Here is a 17989-nt window from a genome sequence, read left to right as displayed (position 1 = left end):
TAATCGCAGCTCTATACTGGCACGGTTCCCGAACTTTCGAATCAAGAGCCTTGTGATGATAGCGATTTCCTCGACCTTAAAATCCGTTCTCGAAAAAACACTGCCGCTGACTGTCGGCCTTTTTGCGATCATGTCAGTACAACTTATCGATGCGGTGTTTATAGGTATGCTTGGCGTGAACGAGCTTACTGTGCAAGGTATCACAATGCCGTTCCAAGCTGGCTTTATTGGCATTCAAGTCGGCATTGGGGTCGCAGCAACGTCGATCATTTCACATGCTTTTGGTGCAAATAATACGCAACGAGCGACAAATACCGCTTCACTTGCGTTACTGGTCGGCAGCGCTTTTATCGCACTGATTGGATTTGCGTTATGGTTGGTGGAGCAAAGTGTGTTTTCTGCGTTTGTCTCTGTGAAAGACAGCGGTGCACAATATCAACAGCTCGCAGCGTTATTTAGTCAGTTCTGGGGCTTATGGTTGTTAAGCGCACTATCAAGTGCCGTGCTGTATTTGATGACCTGTGTTTACCGTGCGAACGGCGATACTAAAGTCACTGGTTCGGTCTTTGTTATCGCAAGCCTTATCAACCTCGTGCTCGACCCGATCTTTATGTTCGTTCTAAACATGGGGATTGCAGGTGCTGCATTAGCCTCGATGCTTGGCTTTGCCATCAGCGCGGGTTACATGATGCACAAAGCCAAAGGTCGACAATGGTTCGCGCCTTTCTCTTCGGCTTTAGCTAGCAAAGACGATGTCGCTCTGCTGATCAAAACCACGATTCCAACCATGATGAATCAGATATTACCGTCCGTTAGTGCTTTCGTGACGGTTATGTTCATCGCTCATCTTGGTACTAATGAAATCGCATTTTGGAGCTTATTAAACCGGGTGGAAAGCTTCTTGCTGATCTTCACGCTGGCACTCACCATGTCTTTGCCACCGATGATCGGCCGTGAACTCGGTGCCGAACGTTTTGATTCAATCCAAGCGCTCGTTCAATCGGCTTCTCGCTTTGTGATTTTGTTCCACTTGGCCATCGCAACTTTGTTGGTGGTGAGTTTACCAATCGTTGTTCCTCTACTATCGGCGGATAACACAATGCAAGACTGGTTAAAGCTAGCGCTTTGGGTGATTCCGTTTAGCTACGGCCCTTTAGGTTTGTGTATGGTTGTTACTTCTATCTTCAACGCATTAGGTAAACCAAAGACTGCCCTATTCGTTTGCTTTGTAAGATTGGTGGTTCTGTACATCCCAGCGATTGCTATTGGTTCGTTACAGGGTGACATTTTTACAATCGTCATCGCGGCGACAATTGCTAACGTTCTAGCGGGCTTGTTTGCATGGTTACAGTTAACGAGCTATGTAAAACAAAACTTGTCTGCGACTCAAGCGTCGATGTTGGAAGTGGAAGCAGTGAAGTAATAACGAATTTTGGATTAGAAAGATAAACGCTTAGCTTCTCTTCATTCTGGCTGTTTTAGGGCAAAGCGATTTAGAAAGCTAGTTCAGTTTGTATCTGTCTAGATAAGGCTTTGTATTGAAAACATCGTAGCAAGTGGTCATCTTCGCTTCACCACTGAAATACACCGATAATCAATAATATCTGGGATATTTCTAGTGATTAAATGTGTTAGTCTTGGTGAAATAAAGCAAATATGGAACCTGTTTTTATGTTGGGTAAGTTCACTAAGGTGATTGACTATTTCTCTGATATGGGTGTTCCACCTCAAACGGTTGAACCCCTGTCAACTCAGTTTAAATTGCTCTCACTAAACCCATCAGATATCTTGCTCGCACAGAGCTCCCAGCAGGACTATGGTTTTTTTATCATGTCCGGAATACTTAGAGCTTGTCATTACGGTGAGAACGGTCTTGAGCGATGCAAAGAGTTTTATTTTAAAGATGAGCTATGCTTCCTCTATTCAAGTTGGTTGCAGGGAATGCCTGCCCAATATCAAATTGAAGCTATTACAGCTGTAGAAGTAATAAGGATACCCCTGAATTTACTGGCATTGCCTTCGTTCCCACAAGCCAAAGTCACACTGTTACAACAACAGTTAATTTTTAAGGAGCAGAAAGAAGCCCTGCTGTTACTCCACACGCCTGAGCAAAGGTATCAGCACTTACTGCAGTATTGGCCACATTGGTTAGCCAAACTTAATAACATTCAGATAGCCAGCTATATCGGTATTAGCCCTGTCAGCCTATCGAGATTGAAAGCCAGAATAAAAAGCGAAATATAAAAGGTAGAAATTAACTTTAGTTAATTCCTACTTCGGAACATCTACGCATAATCCCACCTCCATATTTATTCTAAATTTTGTAGGAGGGAAGCATGTCGGCATTTCTTTGGTCCCAAGTATTGATAGCAATCGCCATCGTATTCGATCTGATATCATTTCAATTTAAAAAAAGACAAAAAATTGTTTGTTGCTTATGTGCATCCGGCATCTTGATTAGCACCCACTTTGTTCTACTAGAGCAATGGACCGCCGCAAGCTTAATGTTACTTGCGAGCATCCGCTACTTCACTAGTATCTTTACTACATCGAAAAGGTGGATGTTTCTTTATTTAGCCTCTGCCTTAATGATCACTGTGGTGACCTTTGTTGACCTAATCAATTTGCTTAGTTTTGGCGGAACGCTATTTCAGACCACAGCTGCATTTTGCAAAAGTGATCAACGCTTACGTCAATTAATGATTGTAGGAACTTTGCTCTGGCTAATACACAACTACCTCGCAGGCTCTCCTACCGCTGTACTGATGGAATTGTTGTTTATTGGCAGCAATATTATCGGCTATTGTCGTTATTATGGGATGCATTTGAGTCTGTTGACTCAAAAAAAGTCTATATAAATAGATGCCAGTACTTGCGTGACAAACACTATGAAAACGGACGATTTGGCAAAAAAAGAGCGAGCTTATAGCCCGCTCAATATTCTTTAGATTGTTAGATTAATTTTTAGACCAAGCAAACTTTTCAAATACTTTGTCTACTGGCGTGTGAGCTACGTGGTTTACGTAGTTGCTGATCACTTTTTGCGATAAGCCAAGGATCACTTCTAGAACCTGTTGCTGACCGTAACCTGCCTCGAAGAATGCCGCTAGGTCTGCTTCTGATACATTGCCACGCTCACGAACCACAGCAAGAGTGAAGTCTTTTAGTGCTTGAAGCTTTTCAGTTGGCATTGCTTCATCGTTACGCAGTGCTTCAGTCAATGCAGGATCAACCTTCATTGAGTGCGCGATCCCAGTGTGTGCAGGGACGCAGTAGTGACACTCGTGTTCAACATTGATGGTTTGCCACACAACTGTTAGCTCTTCAGCGTCGAATGATGTGTTCGTGAATTGCTGATGCAGTTGCGTATACGCTGTTAGGATTTGAGGAGACTCAGCCATTACTGCGTAAAGACCAGGAATCATCCCCATTTGCTTTTGTGCACCTTCAAGGATTGCTTTACTTTTTTCTGGTGCTGACTCAACAGTGTGTAGTTTAAAATCGCTCATTATCTCTTTCCTATTCTCTAACTTATTAACTTTACTGACTTATTAACGTTTACTTATTTTATCTCTGGCTCTAGCAGCACTTTGGTTACGAACAGACGAACCGCTGGTGCTACAAGAGCTAAAATTAACAGTGCAGATGGCACCATTTGTGAAACCGCGTTTAACCATGCATCAAAGAATGCGCCGCTCTCTGGCTGTGTTTTAGCTACCATGATGGCTGGCATGCTAAGAAGCATAGTAGGTAAAACCATAGAAACCATTAGTGGGTATTGGAACTTACGTGAAAACTTTTTCATGATTGACTCTCTTATGCCTGACTTCGATTGGCTAACTGATGGGGTTATATTAGCCCCGCTCATCACAATCAAAAATAGACAACATTGAACTTGAATCTTTCATATTTGAATGATTAACTCAGAGTGCAATCCTCAAGAGCGATCAATTATGAAAGCAAAAGACATCTCCAATCTCTATCTGTTTTGCCAATCTGTCGAGTGCGGTGGCTTTGCAGCAGCGAGCCTTAAAACACACGTTTCAGCCCCAACGTTATCAAGGGCGGTGGCAAGTCTTGAGGATAAACTTGGGGAAAAACTGGTACACCGGAATGCAAAACAGTTCCAACTCACGACAGCTGGCGACGAATATTACCAGCGCTTCGCTGCCCTATTTATGCAGCTGAATGATGAATGGACACAGCTCTCGAATAGTCAGCCCGTATTAACGGGTGAAATCCGAGTCTCTTGCCCTGAGCCGTTTGCTGATAATTTCCTGCAAAAGATGGCGATTGAGTTTATGCAGCTTCACCCAGAGGTATCCGTCACCATTCAATTTAGCGCAGGCACAGAACGTTTCTTTGATGAGCAGATTGACCTTGCCATTGTGACGACCCCACCTCACGCCAATCATTTAATACAGCGTCAGTTGTTTGAATCACCATTAATGCTAGCGGCATCACCTAGCTATATTGAAAAACATGGTCTGCCAGAACGAGCAGAAGAGTTGATGAACCATCAGCTACTCTCAGGGAATAACTTGCCATATTGGGAGCTAAAAGAAGATGGCAAGGCGATCCGCATTCCCTATCAGCCTCGTTACTCAATCAGCAGTCTGCGTTTAAATATTGATGCGACAATAGAAGGAGCTGGGATCTGTATGATGCCTAGAGCAGCCTTTGAAAAGCATGCAGCAAGAAAAGAGTTAGTAGAGATATTGCCAGACGTTGAATACCCAACGGGTAAAGCATTCTTGGTGTGGGCAGACAGAAAGCTGATAGCGACCAGAGTGGTTGCCTTTAGAGATATGATTTTTGAGCGGTTTGGGCAATCGGCGGAGTTTCTGGCTTCGATTCACTCAGAGCGAAATTCGTAGTTATTGTATTTATGAAATGCCTATTTATAAATGAAATGCGCCAGACTAGACGAACTAATCTGGCGTTTATTTTGTGACTTTAGCGATTACTTTTTACGAAAATATAGGAACGCATTTAACCAAGCTAATCCAAGAATAATCAGTGTCATTACAGGTGGTTTAGACTGAAGCGGTAGCACTTCTGCCGGCACACTCGGCAATAGGTGAACATACACCGCGACAATCATAATTGCGGTCGTTAATAGCGTTGATAATTGCATCGCTTTATCTTTAATCGGTGCCGCGAGTGCCTTATTACCAATCATCACCGCCAGTAGCAGTAAGCCTGCAAAAATCTCACCTAATTGACCCATCCATCGAGACAGCGTCGGGAAAGGCAGTTCACTCAGTGCGATTTGTTTTGCAAACATGGTCGTAAACGGGTCGAAGAATTTTACTGTTCCCGCCATCACCATAAAGGCACCAAGAAGACCCGTTAAGATCTTTTGAACTTTCGTCCCTACGCTATCGGTTTTGTCATAGCTACAAACCAAAAAGACACCCGTAACGAGTAGCATTGTGCCGATAAGAGATAGCTCAAGAATTAGTTGTGATGTGCTCATAGGAAACCTTCATTATGTGTTAGCAAGTTGATGGCGCTATTCTACGAAACACAATAGAGTTCAAAAATAGACAGGTTTGATTCTTATTCATTCAAAAATGAAAGATTGAATTGCGTATGAGTTTGCCTCCTAGACACCTTTGAAGCCTCGATGATTACAGAGGTTCAACTAGCATTACCCAAGGTCTTACAACAACCAAAAATCTTATATGAACTTCATCGAGCAATTCAGTGGGGCTTGGGCAAGTTTCATTTGGTCAACAAACGTTGTATTGGACAATGAAGTTCTACTGAGATACGAAGCAAAAATAGCTTTAACCTCTAGCCCAAAGCCCGCAATCTAATTTCAATATAAAGGGACTCAAATGAGTCCCTTCTGTGTTTAAGAGCTGCCCACCCTACAAAACCGGCACGTGATGCGCTTCCACTTTGGTTTTGTGAATGTGGCTCATCTTATGGGTATTAACGAAGTCTGTTCCGCTCCTAAAGCCCGTTTTCACTTTAGTAGTGAGTACTGCAATGTTGTTACCAAAGACAACGTCCGTGTGACGAGCATATTCGCATTCTGTAGTCTTAACGCCTCGCTCAGCAAATCCCTGCTCCATCTTACGAGAGTAAGTAACGAAGTCCGCTGGCGTGATTTTTTCGTCTAATTTCGAGTTGCTTGTTACTGCGCTGATTACATCCGCGGGTGACAACGATTTATCGAGACTTTCTAAGACCTCTACTGCTTTTTTAGGATGTACCGTTGGTGGTCTTTCACAGGTATACATTTCGTAGAGGTACTCGACAACCGTCTCAATATCCTCTTTATTGTGTCCCCCCATCAGATAACTTCCGTTACCTACCGCACCGCCGGAAAACTTGCTCTGGCCATTAAGGTGCTTAGCTAAATTACCATCGGGCGTGATGCTAACACCGATATCGAAGAAGTAATCTCCGGCATTTAAAGCCAGTAAAGAGACCATGTTCTTTACAAAAGCCGGGCTACCGTGATTGATGCTTGCCTCATACAATTCTGTCATCTTCTCGGCAATGGCTGGCGACTCCATGTTTTTCTTCTTCAGCAATTCATCCACTGAAACGAACTTAACATTGTCAGGAAGCTCAACGCGTGAGTCGTAACAAGTTCGCCCTTTAGTACGTCTATCAACATAGATAATGTGTTTTACCTTTGGGGTAATTTTGGCATTACTAATGACGTTCAGTAGGCCATGTTCCTTTTCAACACTTGGAATAATATTGTCTTCACCACTTTCCGCTTTTGTATTCACCCAACAATATGCAACGGCCTTGGTTGGGAGTTTGGAAAAACTCGGTTTCGCGCACAACAAAGAACTCAGTCCACTCTTTTTCTTATTTTCTTTTAATGGTGTTAGCGCTACGTCTGTGTTTTCGTTGTTGCGTTCAGCAATGACTCTTTCTCGATTTGCTGCCCAGCGTTTATTGTCTGCTTGTGTCACTTTTAGCTCTTCCTTACGAGCTAAACGTTGTTGGGTGGCGCGTTCTTGAACAGATTGTTGTACTTGTTCTGTGTGGTCACTTGGAGAAGATTGATATCGCATTAAGTTGGCCCTAATTATCAAATGTAAGAATTTGTTACAATATGATAAATTTGACACTTAGAATAAATAGTGGTGATGAAGTAACCGCTCAATAAGATATTATTACTAATTAAAAGCTCATTATGAAGGGGAAAATCACATTATTTTCTCTTCTATATAATAGTTGTGAGTACGGTAAATATCATTAGATATTAATTGTTGTATATTTACTCTAATTTACCATGAAGAAGAAATTAATTAGAAACTTGATTAAATAAGTATTACCTAATTTATTCTTAAATAATTAAACAACAACTAATTAATACTTGGCATTATTTAAAAGCAACTAAAACGAGACTGTTTGCTTCCATAGTAGGAGTATAGATAGGTAAATAAATGATGAATTGGGCACAACTTTAAAGTGCTGACTTCTACTTCGAGTAAAGCTGATATAACCTTTGTCACAACCGTGACCTTATAAGAAAAACCTCAGAGGAAAGAAGGCTAAATGTTGACGTCTATTCAAAAGCACAAAAAATGGAAACGAGCTGCATTCGCCCTACTGATGCTGGTCGGAGGTACTTTGGTTTATAGTCAATCGAGCACCAATGTTTCACACTCTGAAGAGGCAAAGTTTTTAATTGGACAACTAAAAGCTGTCCTTGATTCTGCGAAACGATATGCTCATGAAAATGGCACCCTGCCACCAATCACCTCTGATACAGACCCCAAATTTGGTTACCTGAACATCAATAACTTAATAGAAAACCCAGGTTTATCTACATGGCAAGGACCATACCTACCTTACAGCGATACATGGATTGGTGGTGACCAGTACATCGGCCATCCAGACTATCTGGCAACACAATTGTTGCTAAAAGAAACAAACAGTCAGTGGGCGCGAGGAAGCTCAGAAACAGGGTGCCAATCGTCATCATCAGCTTGCTCCCTCGCCGCTTGCATCTGGTTGGTTCCAATCAAAGTTGCACAAGAAATCAACCAAATTGTGGACGGTGATGTGAGTACAGAAAGCTCAGATCCAAAAGGAAAAGTACGTTACGACAAAGCTTTTTGGGGTGCGCTTGTATGCTTAGTAGGAGATGAATATCCAATACTCTCTAAAGTGCAAAGCTAACGCTTGCTGAATTTGCGAATCACAAAGAACTGTCACATATCTGTTAAAGGACCGAAGATTAATATGATAAACAACTCTTTTCACCTCTCCGTAGCAGATATAAATACATAAACCCGCTTATTGTAGAAATGGTAAGCATCACCCAATAAGCGCCTTCCAAGCCAAACCGACTTGCAGATAAACCCGCAGTTAGATAGGTAAGCAACCACCAAAAGTGTGTTAGAGAGAAATGAGCAGCGAAATACTGGCTTGCCTCTTCCCCTTCACAAACATCATTAATAATTAACCCTGATGTCGTCTGGATGCATGACATTCCCACCCCCAAAGAAATACAAAGGACAACAAAACCAATCCAACCAGGCAACCAAGTCCCGAGATAAAATGCTGCACTTATCAATAAAAGCCCATGAAGATGATAACGTTGTGGTTTGTTGATTCGTACTAACTTGGGTAGCACGAGAGCAACAACCATTGAACCCAAACCAACAGTAAACAGTGCAAGCGCTGTTTCACTATCTCCGCCTAGTAAAACATCATGAACATACACAACGGTATTAACGATAACCATCGCACTTGCTGATGCTACGGCAAGGTAAGCACACCAGAGTAGGCGTAGAGATGGGTGAGCCAAATAAGCGGAAAGACCATTGTACAAAGAGCGGAACTTGAGAGTTTCAGTCTTACTAATTTCCTTCTCAACGGACGGTATAAAAGAAACAAGAATCAGTATTGCTGACAGTACGAATGTCATAGCATCAATCCAAAACAATTGACGAAAACTCAATATCGTTAACAATATCGCACTTAATACAGGGCTCACTATTTGCTCCAAGTCATAAGCAATTCGACTGAAAGATAAAGCCTTTGTATAGTGCTCTCGCACGGGTAACACACTTGGTAGCGTTGCCTGATATAGCGGCGTAAAAGCAGCAGAACAAGCGTTGATGGCAAACATAAGCACATAGACATGCCAAACCTGATTCGCGAATGGCAATGCGACAAATAGCATTGCTCTGATCAAATCTAAAATGATCAACGCTTTCTTTTTCGACCATCGTTGGCTTAATACCGCAAAAATTGGCGCTAAGACTATGTAAGCGATCATCTTAAGAGCAAAAGCGATACTTAACACCACACTTGCATCGCTATCTGCCAACTCATAGGCAAGTAACGCAAGGCAAACAGAACTCAATCCAGAGCCTAACAAAGAGATAACCTGAGCAACGAATAACCTGACGTAATCTCTATTGCCCCATAAAGATTTATTGCCCATAAGACTCATATCGTCGCCTCTTGTTGTAGCGCATCGAGATCTCCGATGTATTGGCGTTTACAAGATTTCCCATCACTCACATATTGGAATTTTTCGTTTCCTTTTCCACATACAACAACGAGATCCCCTCTATTGCTCAATTGCTTAGCTAGCGCGATCGCTTCAGTACGATCATTTACTTCAAAAGTTGGAGTATCACCGACCCGAGAACTGAGTATTCTAAAGAGTTCACTTTGCAATGCGCCCATTGGGTCATCTGAGGTAAAAATAACAAGGTCAGCGTATTGGGCACAGACCTCTCCAATATTGCCAGCTTGCTGAATACGGTCTCCAGTTACCCCCGCGACAACAATCAACCTTTGCTGTGCCTCTTCCCGTACTGCTTTTAAGAGTGCATTTAATCCATCACTGTTGTGCGCATAATCAACCAGTCCCAAAGCGCCGTTTGATAATTCAATAAACTGCGCGCGCCCAGGAGGCATGCTTATATTTTCAATTGCTTCTGAAATTCTTTTTATATTCCAGCCCATCGACGCCAATATGGATGCAATTGCGAGAGCATTCTCAACATTGTATTCAAAGGGCATTGGAGAGCTTACCTCATGACTATCTTTGCCAATCGTCAATAGAAAGCGCATTCCTCTTAAGCTTGGCTTTAAATTTGTCGCCGTTATATCAGCGGCAAGGTCGCTCATTGAAAAAGTAATGACTTTGACTCTTTTTGAAGCTCTATCTAGTGCAGAGGTAGCATGTGGATCGGAGAGATTAACCACCAAGGTACCGTTTGGTTGTATACGATCGACAATTTGAAGCTTCGACTGAACATAGTTATCTTTAGTGCGATGAAAGTCTAAGTGGTCAGCGCCAATATTCGTAATCACACCAACTTCAAGCGAAACAAATCCCGCTCGGTCTTGATTGAGGGCATGACTACTCAGTTCCATCACGTTGAACTCAGTTTGATCGCTTTGCATCGTCTTAAACATGTTCAATAGAGCGACACCATCTGGCGTTGTATTGTTTAAAGGAAGCATGTCTTCATTGAGTTTTGCTCCAAGCGTTCCTATGTAAGCACTTCGATGGTTTTGATTGAGGATTTGATTTAAGCAGTAAGAAACCGTTGTTTTGCCATTGGTGCCAGTGATACCGATGTGACGAATAGACTGATGTGGGTGTCTATAGTACGCCTTGATCAAAGCAAGAGATTGATAGTAACTTTCGGTCACTATGGTAGGAACAGTAAGGTTCAGCGGCTGATTACAAACAACAGCACTCGCTCCCCGCTCGACAGCATGCTGAGCAAAGTCATGCCCATCAAGGCTAAGACCTTGCCGACAAACAAATACATCATTTAATTGAACTTCATCACTTCTGGTTCTAAAAGCACTAACTTCTAACGAATCCAATATTTTTAATTGTTCTGAAATTACATGGTTTGGCATCTGAAACTCCTTAACTCAAAGCTCAGCCGAGTATAAGAAGCCAATCTTCATTAATGAAATCGAATGATTTTATAATCCGCATCGAATAGACTAATAACCAAATCATTAAAGAGAGATACTTATGGCCGAAGTAAATTGGCAAAGAGTTGACCTGAACTTATTGCTTACCTTTGATGCGTTGTTTCGCTATCGCAGTGTCTCCAAAGCCGCAGAGTCTTTGCACTTAGGCCAACCCGCAACTAGTTATAACTTAAAAAGGTTACGTGAGTTATTGTCCGATCCTCTGTTTGAAAGGGATGGCAATACAATGCGCCCAACAACAAGAGCGTATGAAATCGAGCCTAAAGTAAGGCAGATCATGACTATTTTTAGTCACGACATAATGAATCTGGAAGGGTTTCAGCCTGAGGATTTTTGCGGTACTTTCAAAGTTGGATTCAGTGATTATGCTGAACAAATCTTCGCTCCCCAACTCTTTGATCAATTACAAAAGTTAGCACCCAATGCAAAAGTGATTTTTAAACCGGTAGACAGCAGCAACTGCGTAGAAGAACTGGAATCGAGAAATGTTGATCTGTGTATTGGTGTATTCTCTGAGCTGCCGGCCAAATTAAAGAGTACGTTCCTGTATCGAGAGAAGCATTTATGTACGTTTGACAATCAGGTTCTAGATTGTGATTTACCGATTTCGTTGCAAACTTACTTAGACACTCCCCAAATGATCGTCACCGCAAATCAAACGTTATCTACTCGAGTGGATAAAACGCTGAGTGAGCTTGGCGTAAAAAGAAACGTCGTTTTGGGTACCACGCGATTTTTAACAATCAGAAGAATGCTAACGGGTCGGAAAATCTTAGCCGTAATGGCAGAAATGGTGAGTCGAACAGACCTGATTGACGACTCGTTAACTCTTTGTGAGCCACCTATTGATATTCCGGACTTTGACGTAGAACTCGTTGCTTTACGCGCTGATAGTGCCCATCCCCGTATTTCATGGCTATCAGACCTCATCACTAGTGTCGTGATTGAAAAGGTGAATCACCTACGTACCAAAGTCGATTAATACCGGAATTAAAAAGCCCTCACTTAGAGGGCTTTTGATCACTTTTATAGTACTCGTTTGATTTGGGCGTAATCACCATTTGTTTTCAATATGACCATTACTTTGCCCTTATTTCTGTTTCTAAAGAACCAACCATGGCTCCCATCAAAAGCAGCGACAAGCTCCCCCTCACCGCTTGGAACTCCACGACCTCTCTCGTAGCTAATCGACTGACCGTTCCCATCACCGTGAGTATCGTGATTCACAGGTCCACCTTTCGATCTCCACTCATACTGAGCAACCTGCCCTTTATTCATGACAAGCTTCACTTCTGCCCCTTGACCTGGTTCGAGAGAAATTATCTTGCGATCGCGCCAAACTGGCTCCTCTGTTTTGTTACTCTCGGCGACAGAGCCCATATTTTCTTCAACAAGTTCATTCGCTTTGGTCGCCGTTTTCGGTGCTTCAATTTCCACTTTTGTCGCAACCAAAACTCGAGTTCTGGCTTCATCTTCTGCGGCTTCCTGCTCTAATTGAGCCTTGATCTCTCCCATTTCCGTCAAACCAAGTACTTTGCCAACCCCGGTTGGGTCAATAGCATATTCCGCAGGTAAAATAACGGTAACGAGCAGTACCATTGCCGTAGAAAGCGCAATCAGTGTCGAACGAATAAGCTGTTTGGTTGTTGGCAGTTCCGCGCGTGTTGGCATATCAGAGTTATACATAATTATTTCCTTTTAATTTTATTGAGCAACAACGTAGCCGGTTAATTGATAACCAATGAGCATGAAACCCAAGCTCATCATGACGATATTGACTGAGTATGCTTGACGGACGAAGCTTGTGTGCCTCCTCCAAAATCCCATAACAATCAATATGCAGCCTAGGGCGATAAGTTGCCCAATTTCCACGCCTATGTTGAACGCCAACAAGTTAGGAATTAACCCGTCAGGAGAGATATCGTATTCAATAATTTTTGACGACAAGCCAAAGCCATGACAGAACCCAAACAAAAGTGTCGCGACTTTAGTGTTAGGCTGAACGCCGAACCAACGCTTAAACGCACCAATGTTATCCATTGCCTTGTAGACCACCGATAAGCCGATGATCGCATCAATAATGTAGCTGTTAATACCAATATTAAAGTACACACCAAGCAACATTGTTGACGAATGGCCAAGTGCGAACAAACTGACATACAAAGCGATATCTTTCATCTTATAGAGAAAAAAGATCACGCCGAGCAAGAAGAGAATATGGTCATACCCTGTCACCATATGTTTCGCACCTAAGTACATAAACGAGATTATATTTGTACCTGAGATTTCTTGGATATATCCCTTATCACCCTGAGCGACAGCGTGAGCAAGTGCCTCTGTGCTGATCAAAGAGACAAAGATAAAGATGAGGTAAAGCGACCTCTTACAAAGTTGTGTCGGGAGGGTTAGACACGACTTCTCGCATGAAAAGAATAAATTCATGTAATTTCCGTTGTTTTGTTTATTGTCTAGTAACCGCAGTTAGCGGCGAGTTTTATTCAACAAACAAACTTCTTGGAGGACGTTCGAGCTTAAAGGGACGGTAGAGTGGTTTACCGTCTAGTAGGTTAGCAGCAATCAACACTAGCCAATTGAGTGAAACCATTGGCTGCACGGCACGTAATGTGGCTGCATCATAGCTATGGTGATGGCTACTCATATCATGTTGAAACTGATGCTCACTATCAACAGCATGAAACTCATGATGATGATCATGTGAATGTGAGTCTGAAGAATAATTAGTTGGGAGGGTGTGTGAGCGAAACTCACCAACAGCAGAAGACGTCATACAAATAGTAATAACAAGCAGCATGAAAGAGCTAATCGTGCGATGTAATGAATTAGATCTTATAGTCATTGCTATCTTTTGTGCGTCTGAAGAAGTTATAAGCGTTATATTATAACAATTTCGAAAGATCAAGATGGATTAAAGACTCCGTTACCTTGCTCCCAGACTCTTTGCCTTTCCTACGCATTCATACGAATAAGCGATTTACCTCTGAACAAAACTGGAAGTGTGCTTCGCAATATGCAGGCAGTCAAATAGCCTGATTCCAGTGACAATGTATGTAAAAAATAAAGGGACTCAAACGAGTCCCTTGGTGGTTTCAAATAAGCTTAAGCATTCGTTAGTTTTTGCAGCTCTGCTTTGTTCTCTTCTAACCAAGCTTCGAAGCTCTGAGGCTGCTTGCCTGTCAGTTGTTCAAAAGCTTCACTTGTGCCATCTGAGTAGTTTCCGCGGTTATGCTTATCCATCGTCACACACAACTCTACGATGGGAGCAGGCAACTCAAACGACTCAAGCTGTGCTTGGTAATCTTCGTCAGACAGGTTAACCATGTTGATAGTCGTACCGAGAACTTTATCTATCACTTTCGCCATTTCTGCATGTGTTAGAGATTGCGCACCGTTCATTGGCAATACCACTTTGCCCTGCGCTGGTTTTACGAGAGCAGATGCCGCAGCAAAAGCGAGATCTTTGCGCGATAGTTGTGCAGAGCGCCCTTCTGCTGCCGACGTCAACCAATGACCCGATTGTAGAATGCTCGCAAAGTATTCTGCCAAGTTCTCGAAGTACCAGTTGTTACGCATGATGGTCGCATTAGCGATACTGCTTTGTTTAATCGCATTCTCGGTCGCTTCATGCTCATGAGCGAACATCACTGGCGAGCTTTCTGCCGAAGGCATTGACGTGTAAGCAATGTGGCTCACCCCTACTTTTTCTGCTGCCGCGACTGCATTCAAGTGTGCTTGAGTGCGAGGACCAGAGGCGTCGATGCTGATCAACAGCATGCTGTCTGCTCCTTGGAAGGCTTGCTCTAGTGACTCTGGGCTTGAAAAATCAGCCTCGCGAACATCCACACCTTGGCTTGCTAGCGCTTGCAGTTTGCCTGCATTACGAGTGGTCACAATCAATTGGCTTGGTTGTACATTTAGGTCTTCAAGCAATTCTTTTACTACTTGTGAGCCGAGTTTACCTGATGCGCCTGTTACTAGGATTTTGCGATCTGACATGATGGTTTCTCCATTCAATTCTTACATTATTTCTTTCTGAACAAGGCGGAAATGACCAAGCTGTTTTGGCTTCCCGCTGTCGATGGAGACACTATATCGTTTGATGATTGATAGATAATTAGCCTTTGATTAAACTAATTGTTCATTCTGACTAAACAATACTAAATAGCTTTTGGGAAGTAATCGGTATGATATCACTCGATGACATGATGGTCTTTGCCAAAGTGGCAGAGAAGCAATCCTTTACTCAAGCAGCTGACGATCTTGATATTGGCAAAGCACGCGTCTCACAAATCGTCTCTAAACTAGAGCAAGCGTTGAATACTCGTCTATTGCATCGCACGACACGCTCCCTTTCGTTGACTGATGCAGGTTTACGCTACTACGAAAAGTGCAAACTGATTGGTGATATTGCGTCTGAAGCTAATGCAGAAACACAAGATGCCAATCAAATTCCAAGTGGGACGATTCGTATCTCCACGCCTAGCTCAGCTTTGGTCGATATATTGAGTGAGTTCTTACACCTCTATCCGGAAATCAAACTCGACATTATTGAGAGCGACAGTTACAGCAATCTGATTGAATCTCGTTGTGATATTGCATTGCGCGCCTCTTCCGCTTTAGAAGATTCGAGTTTATATGCGGTTAGACTGGGCTATTTTCGCGACATGATTTGCGCCACGCCAATCTATCTCAGCAAGGTAGAAACGGTATCGACACCGGAAGATCTTCTCTCGCTAGATTGGATTAGCCACCATATCGTTCACGGTGATAAGCAACTCACGATGACCAACAGCCAAGGTCATGTCACGCGCTTGGTTCATAGCCCTAAAGTGCAAGTAAGAACCGCGGCCACGGTCAAAGAATTCGTTTTGAATCATCTTGGGTTTGCCATCATGCCAAGCTTTATGATGAAGGAAGAATTAGCGCGAGGAGATTTAGTTCGCATCCTACCCGATGTGCACGACTTAGAGATCCCGATTTATGCGGTGTACCAAGAGAAAGCCTTGATGCCGCTTCGAGTTCGCACTCTCATTGAGTTCTTGAAGCAAAAAACTGATGCGTTTGAATAACGTCGAACGTCTCCTATGAAACTCAGTAATCCCTAAGCACAGTATTCCCAAAAGAAAAGCCCACCGGAAAGTGGGCTTTGTTATCTTCTAATAACGAGAATAACGATTAGTAGCTCGCTTGAATGCTGACACCGCTATAGTTTGAGTAACCTTGAATCATAACGTGGTAGCGACCACTTTGTGTTACGCTGACCGTACATGTCTCATTGTTACCGTATTTGAAAGGTCGGCAGTCCCAAGCATTCAATGCTGGTTTTGCACCAAAACGGAGATACAAATCCGCATCACCGCTGCCACCATACATTTGTACGGTTAGGCGCTGCCCGGCTTCTACATCAACATAGTAATACGCTACTTGACCGGTTGAGCCACTTAAACCACTCACTGGCACACCCGAAGTTAACTTGCCTTCTGGGTCCGGTGCTGGATCTGGACCACCACAGTCTTGTCCACAATCAGCATCGGTTAAGCTATAAAGTAGCTTGTTCACGCTACCTCTTGTGTCCGTCACCTTTCCGCTTGTTGCGCGGCTAACGATCAAGGCTTCCACTTGGCTTGGTGACAACGCACTGTTTTCTTGAAGATACAGTGCTGCTACACCCGCTACATGTGGTGTCGCCATCGATGTACCACTAATGGTTTTGTAGCCACCGTCATACCATGCAGATTTGATTTGTGAGCCTGGCGCAAATACGTCCACACAACTGCCCCAGTTTGAAAAACTCGAACGTGCATCCGTGCTAGTGGTCGAGCCGACAGTGACACCAGTAGCAACGCGCGCTGGAGAGTAGTTACATGCATCGGCGTTGGAATTACCTGCTGCAAGCATAAAGCTGACACCCGATTGAACCGCACTTTGCACCGCACTATCGAGAGCGACAGATTGACCGCCACCTAAACTCATGTTGGCAACTGAAGGTCCGGAAGCATTCGCAGCCACCCAATCCACACCGGCGATAACACCAGATGTAGAACCCGAACCGCTACAGCTCAATACTCTCACGCCGACAAGGTTGACGTTTTTCGCAACACCATACAAGCTGCCGCCAATGGTGCCCGCAACGTGTGTACCGTGTCCATTACAGTCACTTGCATCTGCATCGTTGTCGACAAAGTCATACCCAGAAACCGAGCGCCCACCAAACTCAACATGGGCGTTGTTCACACCAGTATCGATAACATAAGCCGTTACCCCAGTCCCATCAAAGTTGGCACTGTAGTTGTTATCGAGTGGTAAGTTACGTTGGTCGATTCGGTCTAGCCCCCAAATGGCATTGGTTTGATTTGCGTCTGCCGAGACTATTGGGTCAAGCGATAGGATTCTGTCCTGCTCGATGTAATCCACACGAGGATCAGAACGCAGATCTTTTAGTTGCTCAGGACTCAAGTTAGCGACAAATCCGCTGATCGAGTGGTCAAAAACCGACTCCACTTGTATCGAATACAAACCGGACATGCGGTCTACAGACTGTTGCGTGAATTGCTCGAATTCCGGTGAGTTGCTCGCCATCATTTGCGGTTGTTGAAATACCACTATGTAGCGATCTGCAATGGCGATGTCGTCCGGAGCAAGCATCAAAGTGGCAGGCAATGCGTCGGGAGTTTGTTGTAACTCTGCACTGTCCGCAATCTCATTAGATTGCGAAAAAGCGATAGAAGAATGAAAACAGAGTGCCGAGGTGATACAACAACTTAGTAGTTTCTTTAACATAAAATGTTCCTTGAAATCATAGTCTTGTTGAATTTTACCTAGTACCAAACTGTCAACACGAAAACACAGACAATCAGCGTAGTACGCTCAATACGTGCTGCAGTGACGTTACACAAATCAAACTAGACAATGAGCAACCATATGCATAATTGATAATAATTCACATACTCAGAAACATGATCAATAACCAAGCTTTATTGAAATTGAAATGCAAAGATTCATTTAGACTTAGAGCAAA

At 43.2% G+C, this 17989-nt stretch carries 18 protein-coding genes; 7 read left to right on the top strand and 11 right to left on the bottom strand.

All coding sequences use genetic code 11. The features are described from left to right. The first annotated feature begins 55 nt into the window (after nucleotides 1–55). From VCHENC03_RS23600 to VCHENC03_RS0125265, 3 genes are all read left to right on the top strand, one after another. Nucleotides 56–1423, top strand: a complete 1368-nt coding sequence (locus VCHENC03_RS23600; RefSeq protein ID WP_009704344.1) for an MATE family efflux transporter — start codon at nucleotides 56–58, stop codon at nucleotides 1421–1423. A 248-nt stretch (nucleotides 1424–1671) separates the two neighbouring features. Further along, complete coding sequence (locus tag VCHENC03_RS23605) at nucleotides 1672–2244, top strand: Crp/Fnr family transcriptional regulator (protein WP_009704343.1); 573 nt, start codon at nucleotides 1672–1674, stop codon at nucleotides 2242–2244. Nucleotides 2245–2336: 92 nt separating this feature from the next. After that, nucleotides 2337–2858 (top strand): YgjV family protein, encoded by a 522-nt coding sequence (locus VCHENC03_RS0125265; RefSeq protein WP_032801976.1) that lies wholly within the window; start codon nucleotides 2337–2339, stop codon nucleotides 2856–2858. Nucleotides 2859–2957: 99 nt separating this feature from the next. Here VCHENC03_RS0125265 and VCHENC03_RS23610 read toward each other — a convergent pair whose 3' ends face one another. Both VCHENC03_RS23610 and VCHENC03_RS23615 read right to left on the bottom strand, forming a co-directional pair. After that, nucleotides 2958–3509: a carboxymuconolactone decarboxylase family protein gene (locus VCHENC03_RS23610; RefSeq protein ID WP_009704342.1), complete on the bottom strand. Its 552-nt coding sequence runs from the start codon at nucleotides 3507–3509 to the stop codon at nucleotides 2958–2960. Between the two features lie 53 nt (nucleotides 3510–3562). Further along, the gene (locus VCHENC03_RS23615) at nucleotides 3563–3805 is read right to left on the bottom strand and encodes a hypothetical protein (RefSeq protein WP_009704341.1); all 243 of its coding nucleotides are present in this window, start codon (nucleotides 3803–3805) and stop codon (nucleotides 3563–3565) included. 148 nt (nucleotides 3806–3953) lie between these two features. On the opposite strand from VCHENC03_RS23615, the gene VCHENC03_RS23620 reads away from it, so the two are divergent. Further along, on the top strand, nucleotides 3954–4877 hold the full coding sequence (locus VCHENC03_RS23620) for a LysR family transcriptional regulator (RefSeq protein WP_009704340.1): 924 nt from the start codon (nucleotides 3954–3956) through the stop codon (nucleotides 4875–4877). An 86-nt stretch (nucleotides 4878–4963) separates the two neighbouring features. Here the strand turns inward: VCHENC03_RS23620 and VCHENC03_RS23625 are convergent, their stop codons facing one another. Beyond that, complete coding sequence (locus tag VCHENC03_RS23625) at nucleotides 4964–5479, bottom strand: hypothetical protein (RefSeq protein ID WP_009704339.1); 516 nt, start codon at nucleotides 5477–5479, stop codon at nucleotides 4964–4966. Between the two features lie 397 nt (nucleotides 5480–5876). Continuing rightward, nucleotides 5877–7043 carry a hypothetical protein gene (locus VCHENC03_RS23630; RefSeq protein ID WP_009704337.1) on the bottom strand — a complete coding sequence of 389 codons (1167 nt, stop codon included), beginning with the start codon at nucleotides 7041–7043 and terminating at the stop codon, nucleotides 5877–5879. Nucleotides 7044–7530: 487 nt separating this feature from the next. Here VCHENC03_RS23630 and VCHENC03_RS23635 point away from each other — a divergent pair, with 487 nt between their 5' ends. Then, entirely contained in the window at nucleotides 7531–8157 is a 627-nt protein-coding gene (locus VCHENC03_RS23635) for a hypothetical protein (protein ID WP_009704336.1), read from the top strand. Between the two features lie 58 nt (nucleotides 8158–8215). Here VCHENC03_RS23635 and VCHENC03_RS23640 read toward each other — a convergent pair whose 3' ends face one another. Continuing rightward, nucleotides 8216–9439, bottom strand: a complete 1224-nt coding sequence (locus tag VCHENC03_RS23640) for an MFS transporter (protein WP_009704335.1) — start codon at nucleotides 9437–9439, stop codon at nucleotides 8216–8218. Beyond that, nucleotides 9436–10872 carry a Mur ligase family protein gene (locus VCHENC03_RS23645; protein ID WP_009704334.1) on the bottom strand — a complete coding sequence of 479 codons (1437 nt, stop codon included), beginning with the start codon at nucleotides 10870–10872 and terminating at the stop codon, nucleotides 9436–9438. Before VCHENC03_RS23645 ends, VCHENC03_RS23640 begins: the two co-directional genes overlap by 4 nt. 121 nt (nucleotides 10873–10993) lie before the next feature. On the opposite strand from VCHENC03_RS23645, the gene VCHENC03_RS23650 reads away from it, so the two are divergent. Next, nucleotides 10994–11935 carry a LysR substrate-binding domain-containing protein gene (locus VCHENC03_RS23650; protein ID WP_009704333.1) on the top strand — a complete coding sequence of 314 codons (942 nt, stop codon included), beginning with the start codon at nucleotides 10994–10996 and terminating at the stop codon, nucleotides 11933–11935. A 44-nt stretch (nucleotides 11936–11979) separates the two neighbouring features. Here VCHENC03_RS23650 and VCHENC03_RS23655 read toward each other — a convergent pair whose 3' ends face one another. The 4 genes from VCHENC03_RS23655 to VCHENC03_RS23665 all read right to left on the bottom strand — a co-directional run bounded on the left by VCHENC03_RS23655 (nucleotide 11980) and on the right by VCHENC03_RS23665 (nucleotide 14967). Then, entirely contained in the window at nucleotides 11980–12639 is a 660-nt protein-coding gene (locus VCHENC03_RS23655) for a hypothetical protein (RefSeq protein WP_009704332.1), read from the bottom strand. Nucleotides 12640–12657: 18 nt separating this feature from the next. After that, a complete protein-coding gene (locus tag VCHENC03_RS23660; protein ID WP_083481792.1) occupies nucleotides 12658–13395 on the bottom strand; it encodes a HupE/UreJ family protein in 738 nt (245 codons plus the stop codon). Nucleotides 13396–13447: 52 nt separating this feature from the next. Continuing rightward, a complete protein-coding gene (locus VCHENC03_RS0125260; protein ID WP_157620996.1) occupies nucleotides 13448–13810 on the bottom strand; it encodes a hypothetical protein in 363 nt (120 codons plus the stop codon). Between the two features lie 260 nt (nucleotides 13811–14070). Continuing rightward, nucleotides 14071–14967 carry an SDR family oxidoreductase gene (locus VCHENC03_RS23665; protein WP_009704328.1) on the bottom strand — a complete coding sequence of 299 codons (897 nt, stop codon included), beginning with the start codon at nucleotides 14965–14967 and terminating at the stop codon, nucleotides 14071–14073. A 188-nt stretch (nucleotides 14968–15155) separates the two neighbouring features. Between VCHENC03_RS23665 and VCHENC03_RS23670 the strand changes: the two genes are divergently transcribed. After that, the gene (locus VCHENC03_RS23670) at nucleotides 15156–16040 is read left to right on the top strand and encodes a LysR family transcriptional regulator (protein WP_009704327.1); all 885 of its coding nucleotides are present in this window, start codon (nucleotides 15156–15158) and stop codon (nucleotides 16038–16040) included. Between the two features lie 106 nt (nucleotides 16041–16146). Here VCHENC03_RS23670 and VCHENC03_RS23675 read toward each other — a convergent pair whose 3' ends face one another. Continuing rightward, complete coding sequence (locus VCHENC03_RS23675) at nucleotides 16147–17751, bottom strand: S8 family peptidase (protein ID WP_009704326.1); 1605 nt, start codon at nucleotides 17749–17751, stop codon at nucleotides 16147–16149. Nucleotides 17752–17989 lie beyond the last annotated feature (238 nt).

The sequence above is a fragment of the Vibrio sp. HENC-03 genome (assembly GCF_000305755.2).
GTDB lineage: Bacteria > Pseudomonadota > Gammaproteobacteria > Enterobacterales > Vibrionaceae > Vibrio > Vibrio owensii.
Note: the sequence above shows the minus strand (reverse complement) of the source record. Positions and strands in the feature narration are given on the sequence as shown.

Coding starts and splice junctions, on each gene's coding strand:
- VCHENC03_RS0125260 (WP_157620996.1), bottom strand. CDS start 13,810: ATGACTATAAGATCTAATTCATTACATCGCACGATTAGCTCTTTCATG.
- VCHENC03_RS23675 (WP_009704326.1), bottom strand. CDS start 17,751: ATGTTAAAGAAACTACTAAGTTGTTGTATCACCTCGGCACTCTGTTTT.
- VCHENC03_RS23605 (WP_009704343.1), top strand. CDS start 1,672: ATGTTGGGTAAGTTCACTAAGGTGATTGACTATTTCTCTGATATGGGT.
- VCHENC03_RS0125265 (WP_032801976.1), top strand. CDS start 2,337: ATGTCGGCATTTCTTTGGTCCCAAGTATTGATAGCAATCGCCATCGTA.
- VCHENC03_RS23625 (WP_009704339.1), bottom strand. CDS start 5,479: ATGAGCACATCACAACTAATTCTTGAGCTATCTCTTATCGGCACAATG.
- VCHENC03_RS23650 (WP_009704333.1), top strand. CDS start 10,994: ATGGCCGAAGTAAATTGGCAAAGAGTTGACCTGAACTTATTGCTTACC.
- VCHENC03_RS23620 (WP_009704340.1), top strand. CDS start 3,954: ATGAAAGCAAAAGACATCTCCAATCTCTATCTGTTTTGCCAATCTGTC.
- VCHENC03_RS23630 (WP_009704337.1), bottom strand. CDS start 7,043: ATGCGATATCAATCTTCTCCAAGTGACCACACAGAACAAGTACAACAA.
- VCHENC03_RS23600 (WP_009704344.1), top strand. CDS start 56: ATGATAGCGATTTCCTCGACCTTAAAATCCGTTCTCGAAAAAACACTG.
- VCHENC03_RS23610 (WP_009704342.1), bottom strand. CDS start 3,509: ATGAGCGATTTTAAACTACACACTGTTGAGTCAGCACCAGAAAAAAGT.
- VCHENC03_RS23615 (WP_009704341.1), bottom strand. CDS start 3,805: ATGAAAAAGTTTTCACGTAAGTTCCAATACCCACTAATGGTTTCTATG.
- VCHENC03_RS23670 (WP_009704327.1), top strand. CDS start 15,156: ATGATATCACTCGATGACATGATGGTCTTTGCCAAAGTGGCAGAGAAG.
- VCHENC03_RS23640 (WP_009704335.1), bottom strand. CDS start 9,439: ATGAGTCTTATGGGCAATAAATCTTTATGGGGCAATAGAGATTACGTC.
- VCHENC03_RS23645 (WP_009704334.1), bottom strand. CDS start 10,872: ATGCCAAACCATGTAATTTCAGAACAATTAAAAATATTGGATTCGTTA.
- VCHENC03_RS23660 (WP_083481792.1), bottom strand. CDS start 13,395: ATGAATTTATTCTTTTCATGCGAGAAGTCGTGTCTAACCCTCCCGACA.
- VCHENC03_RS23655 (WP_009704332.1), bottom strand. CDS start 12,639: ATGTATAACTCTGATATGCCAACACGCGCGGAACTGCCAACAACCAAA.
- VCHENC03_RS23665 (WP_009704328.1), bottom strand. CDS start 14,967: ATGTCAGATCGCAAAATCCTAGTAACAGGCGCATCAGGTAAACTCGGC.
- VCHENC03_RS23635 (WP_009704336.1), top strand. CDS start 7,531: ATGTTGACGTCTATTCAAAAGCACAAAAAATGGAAACGAGCTGCATTC.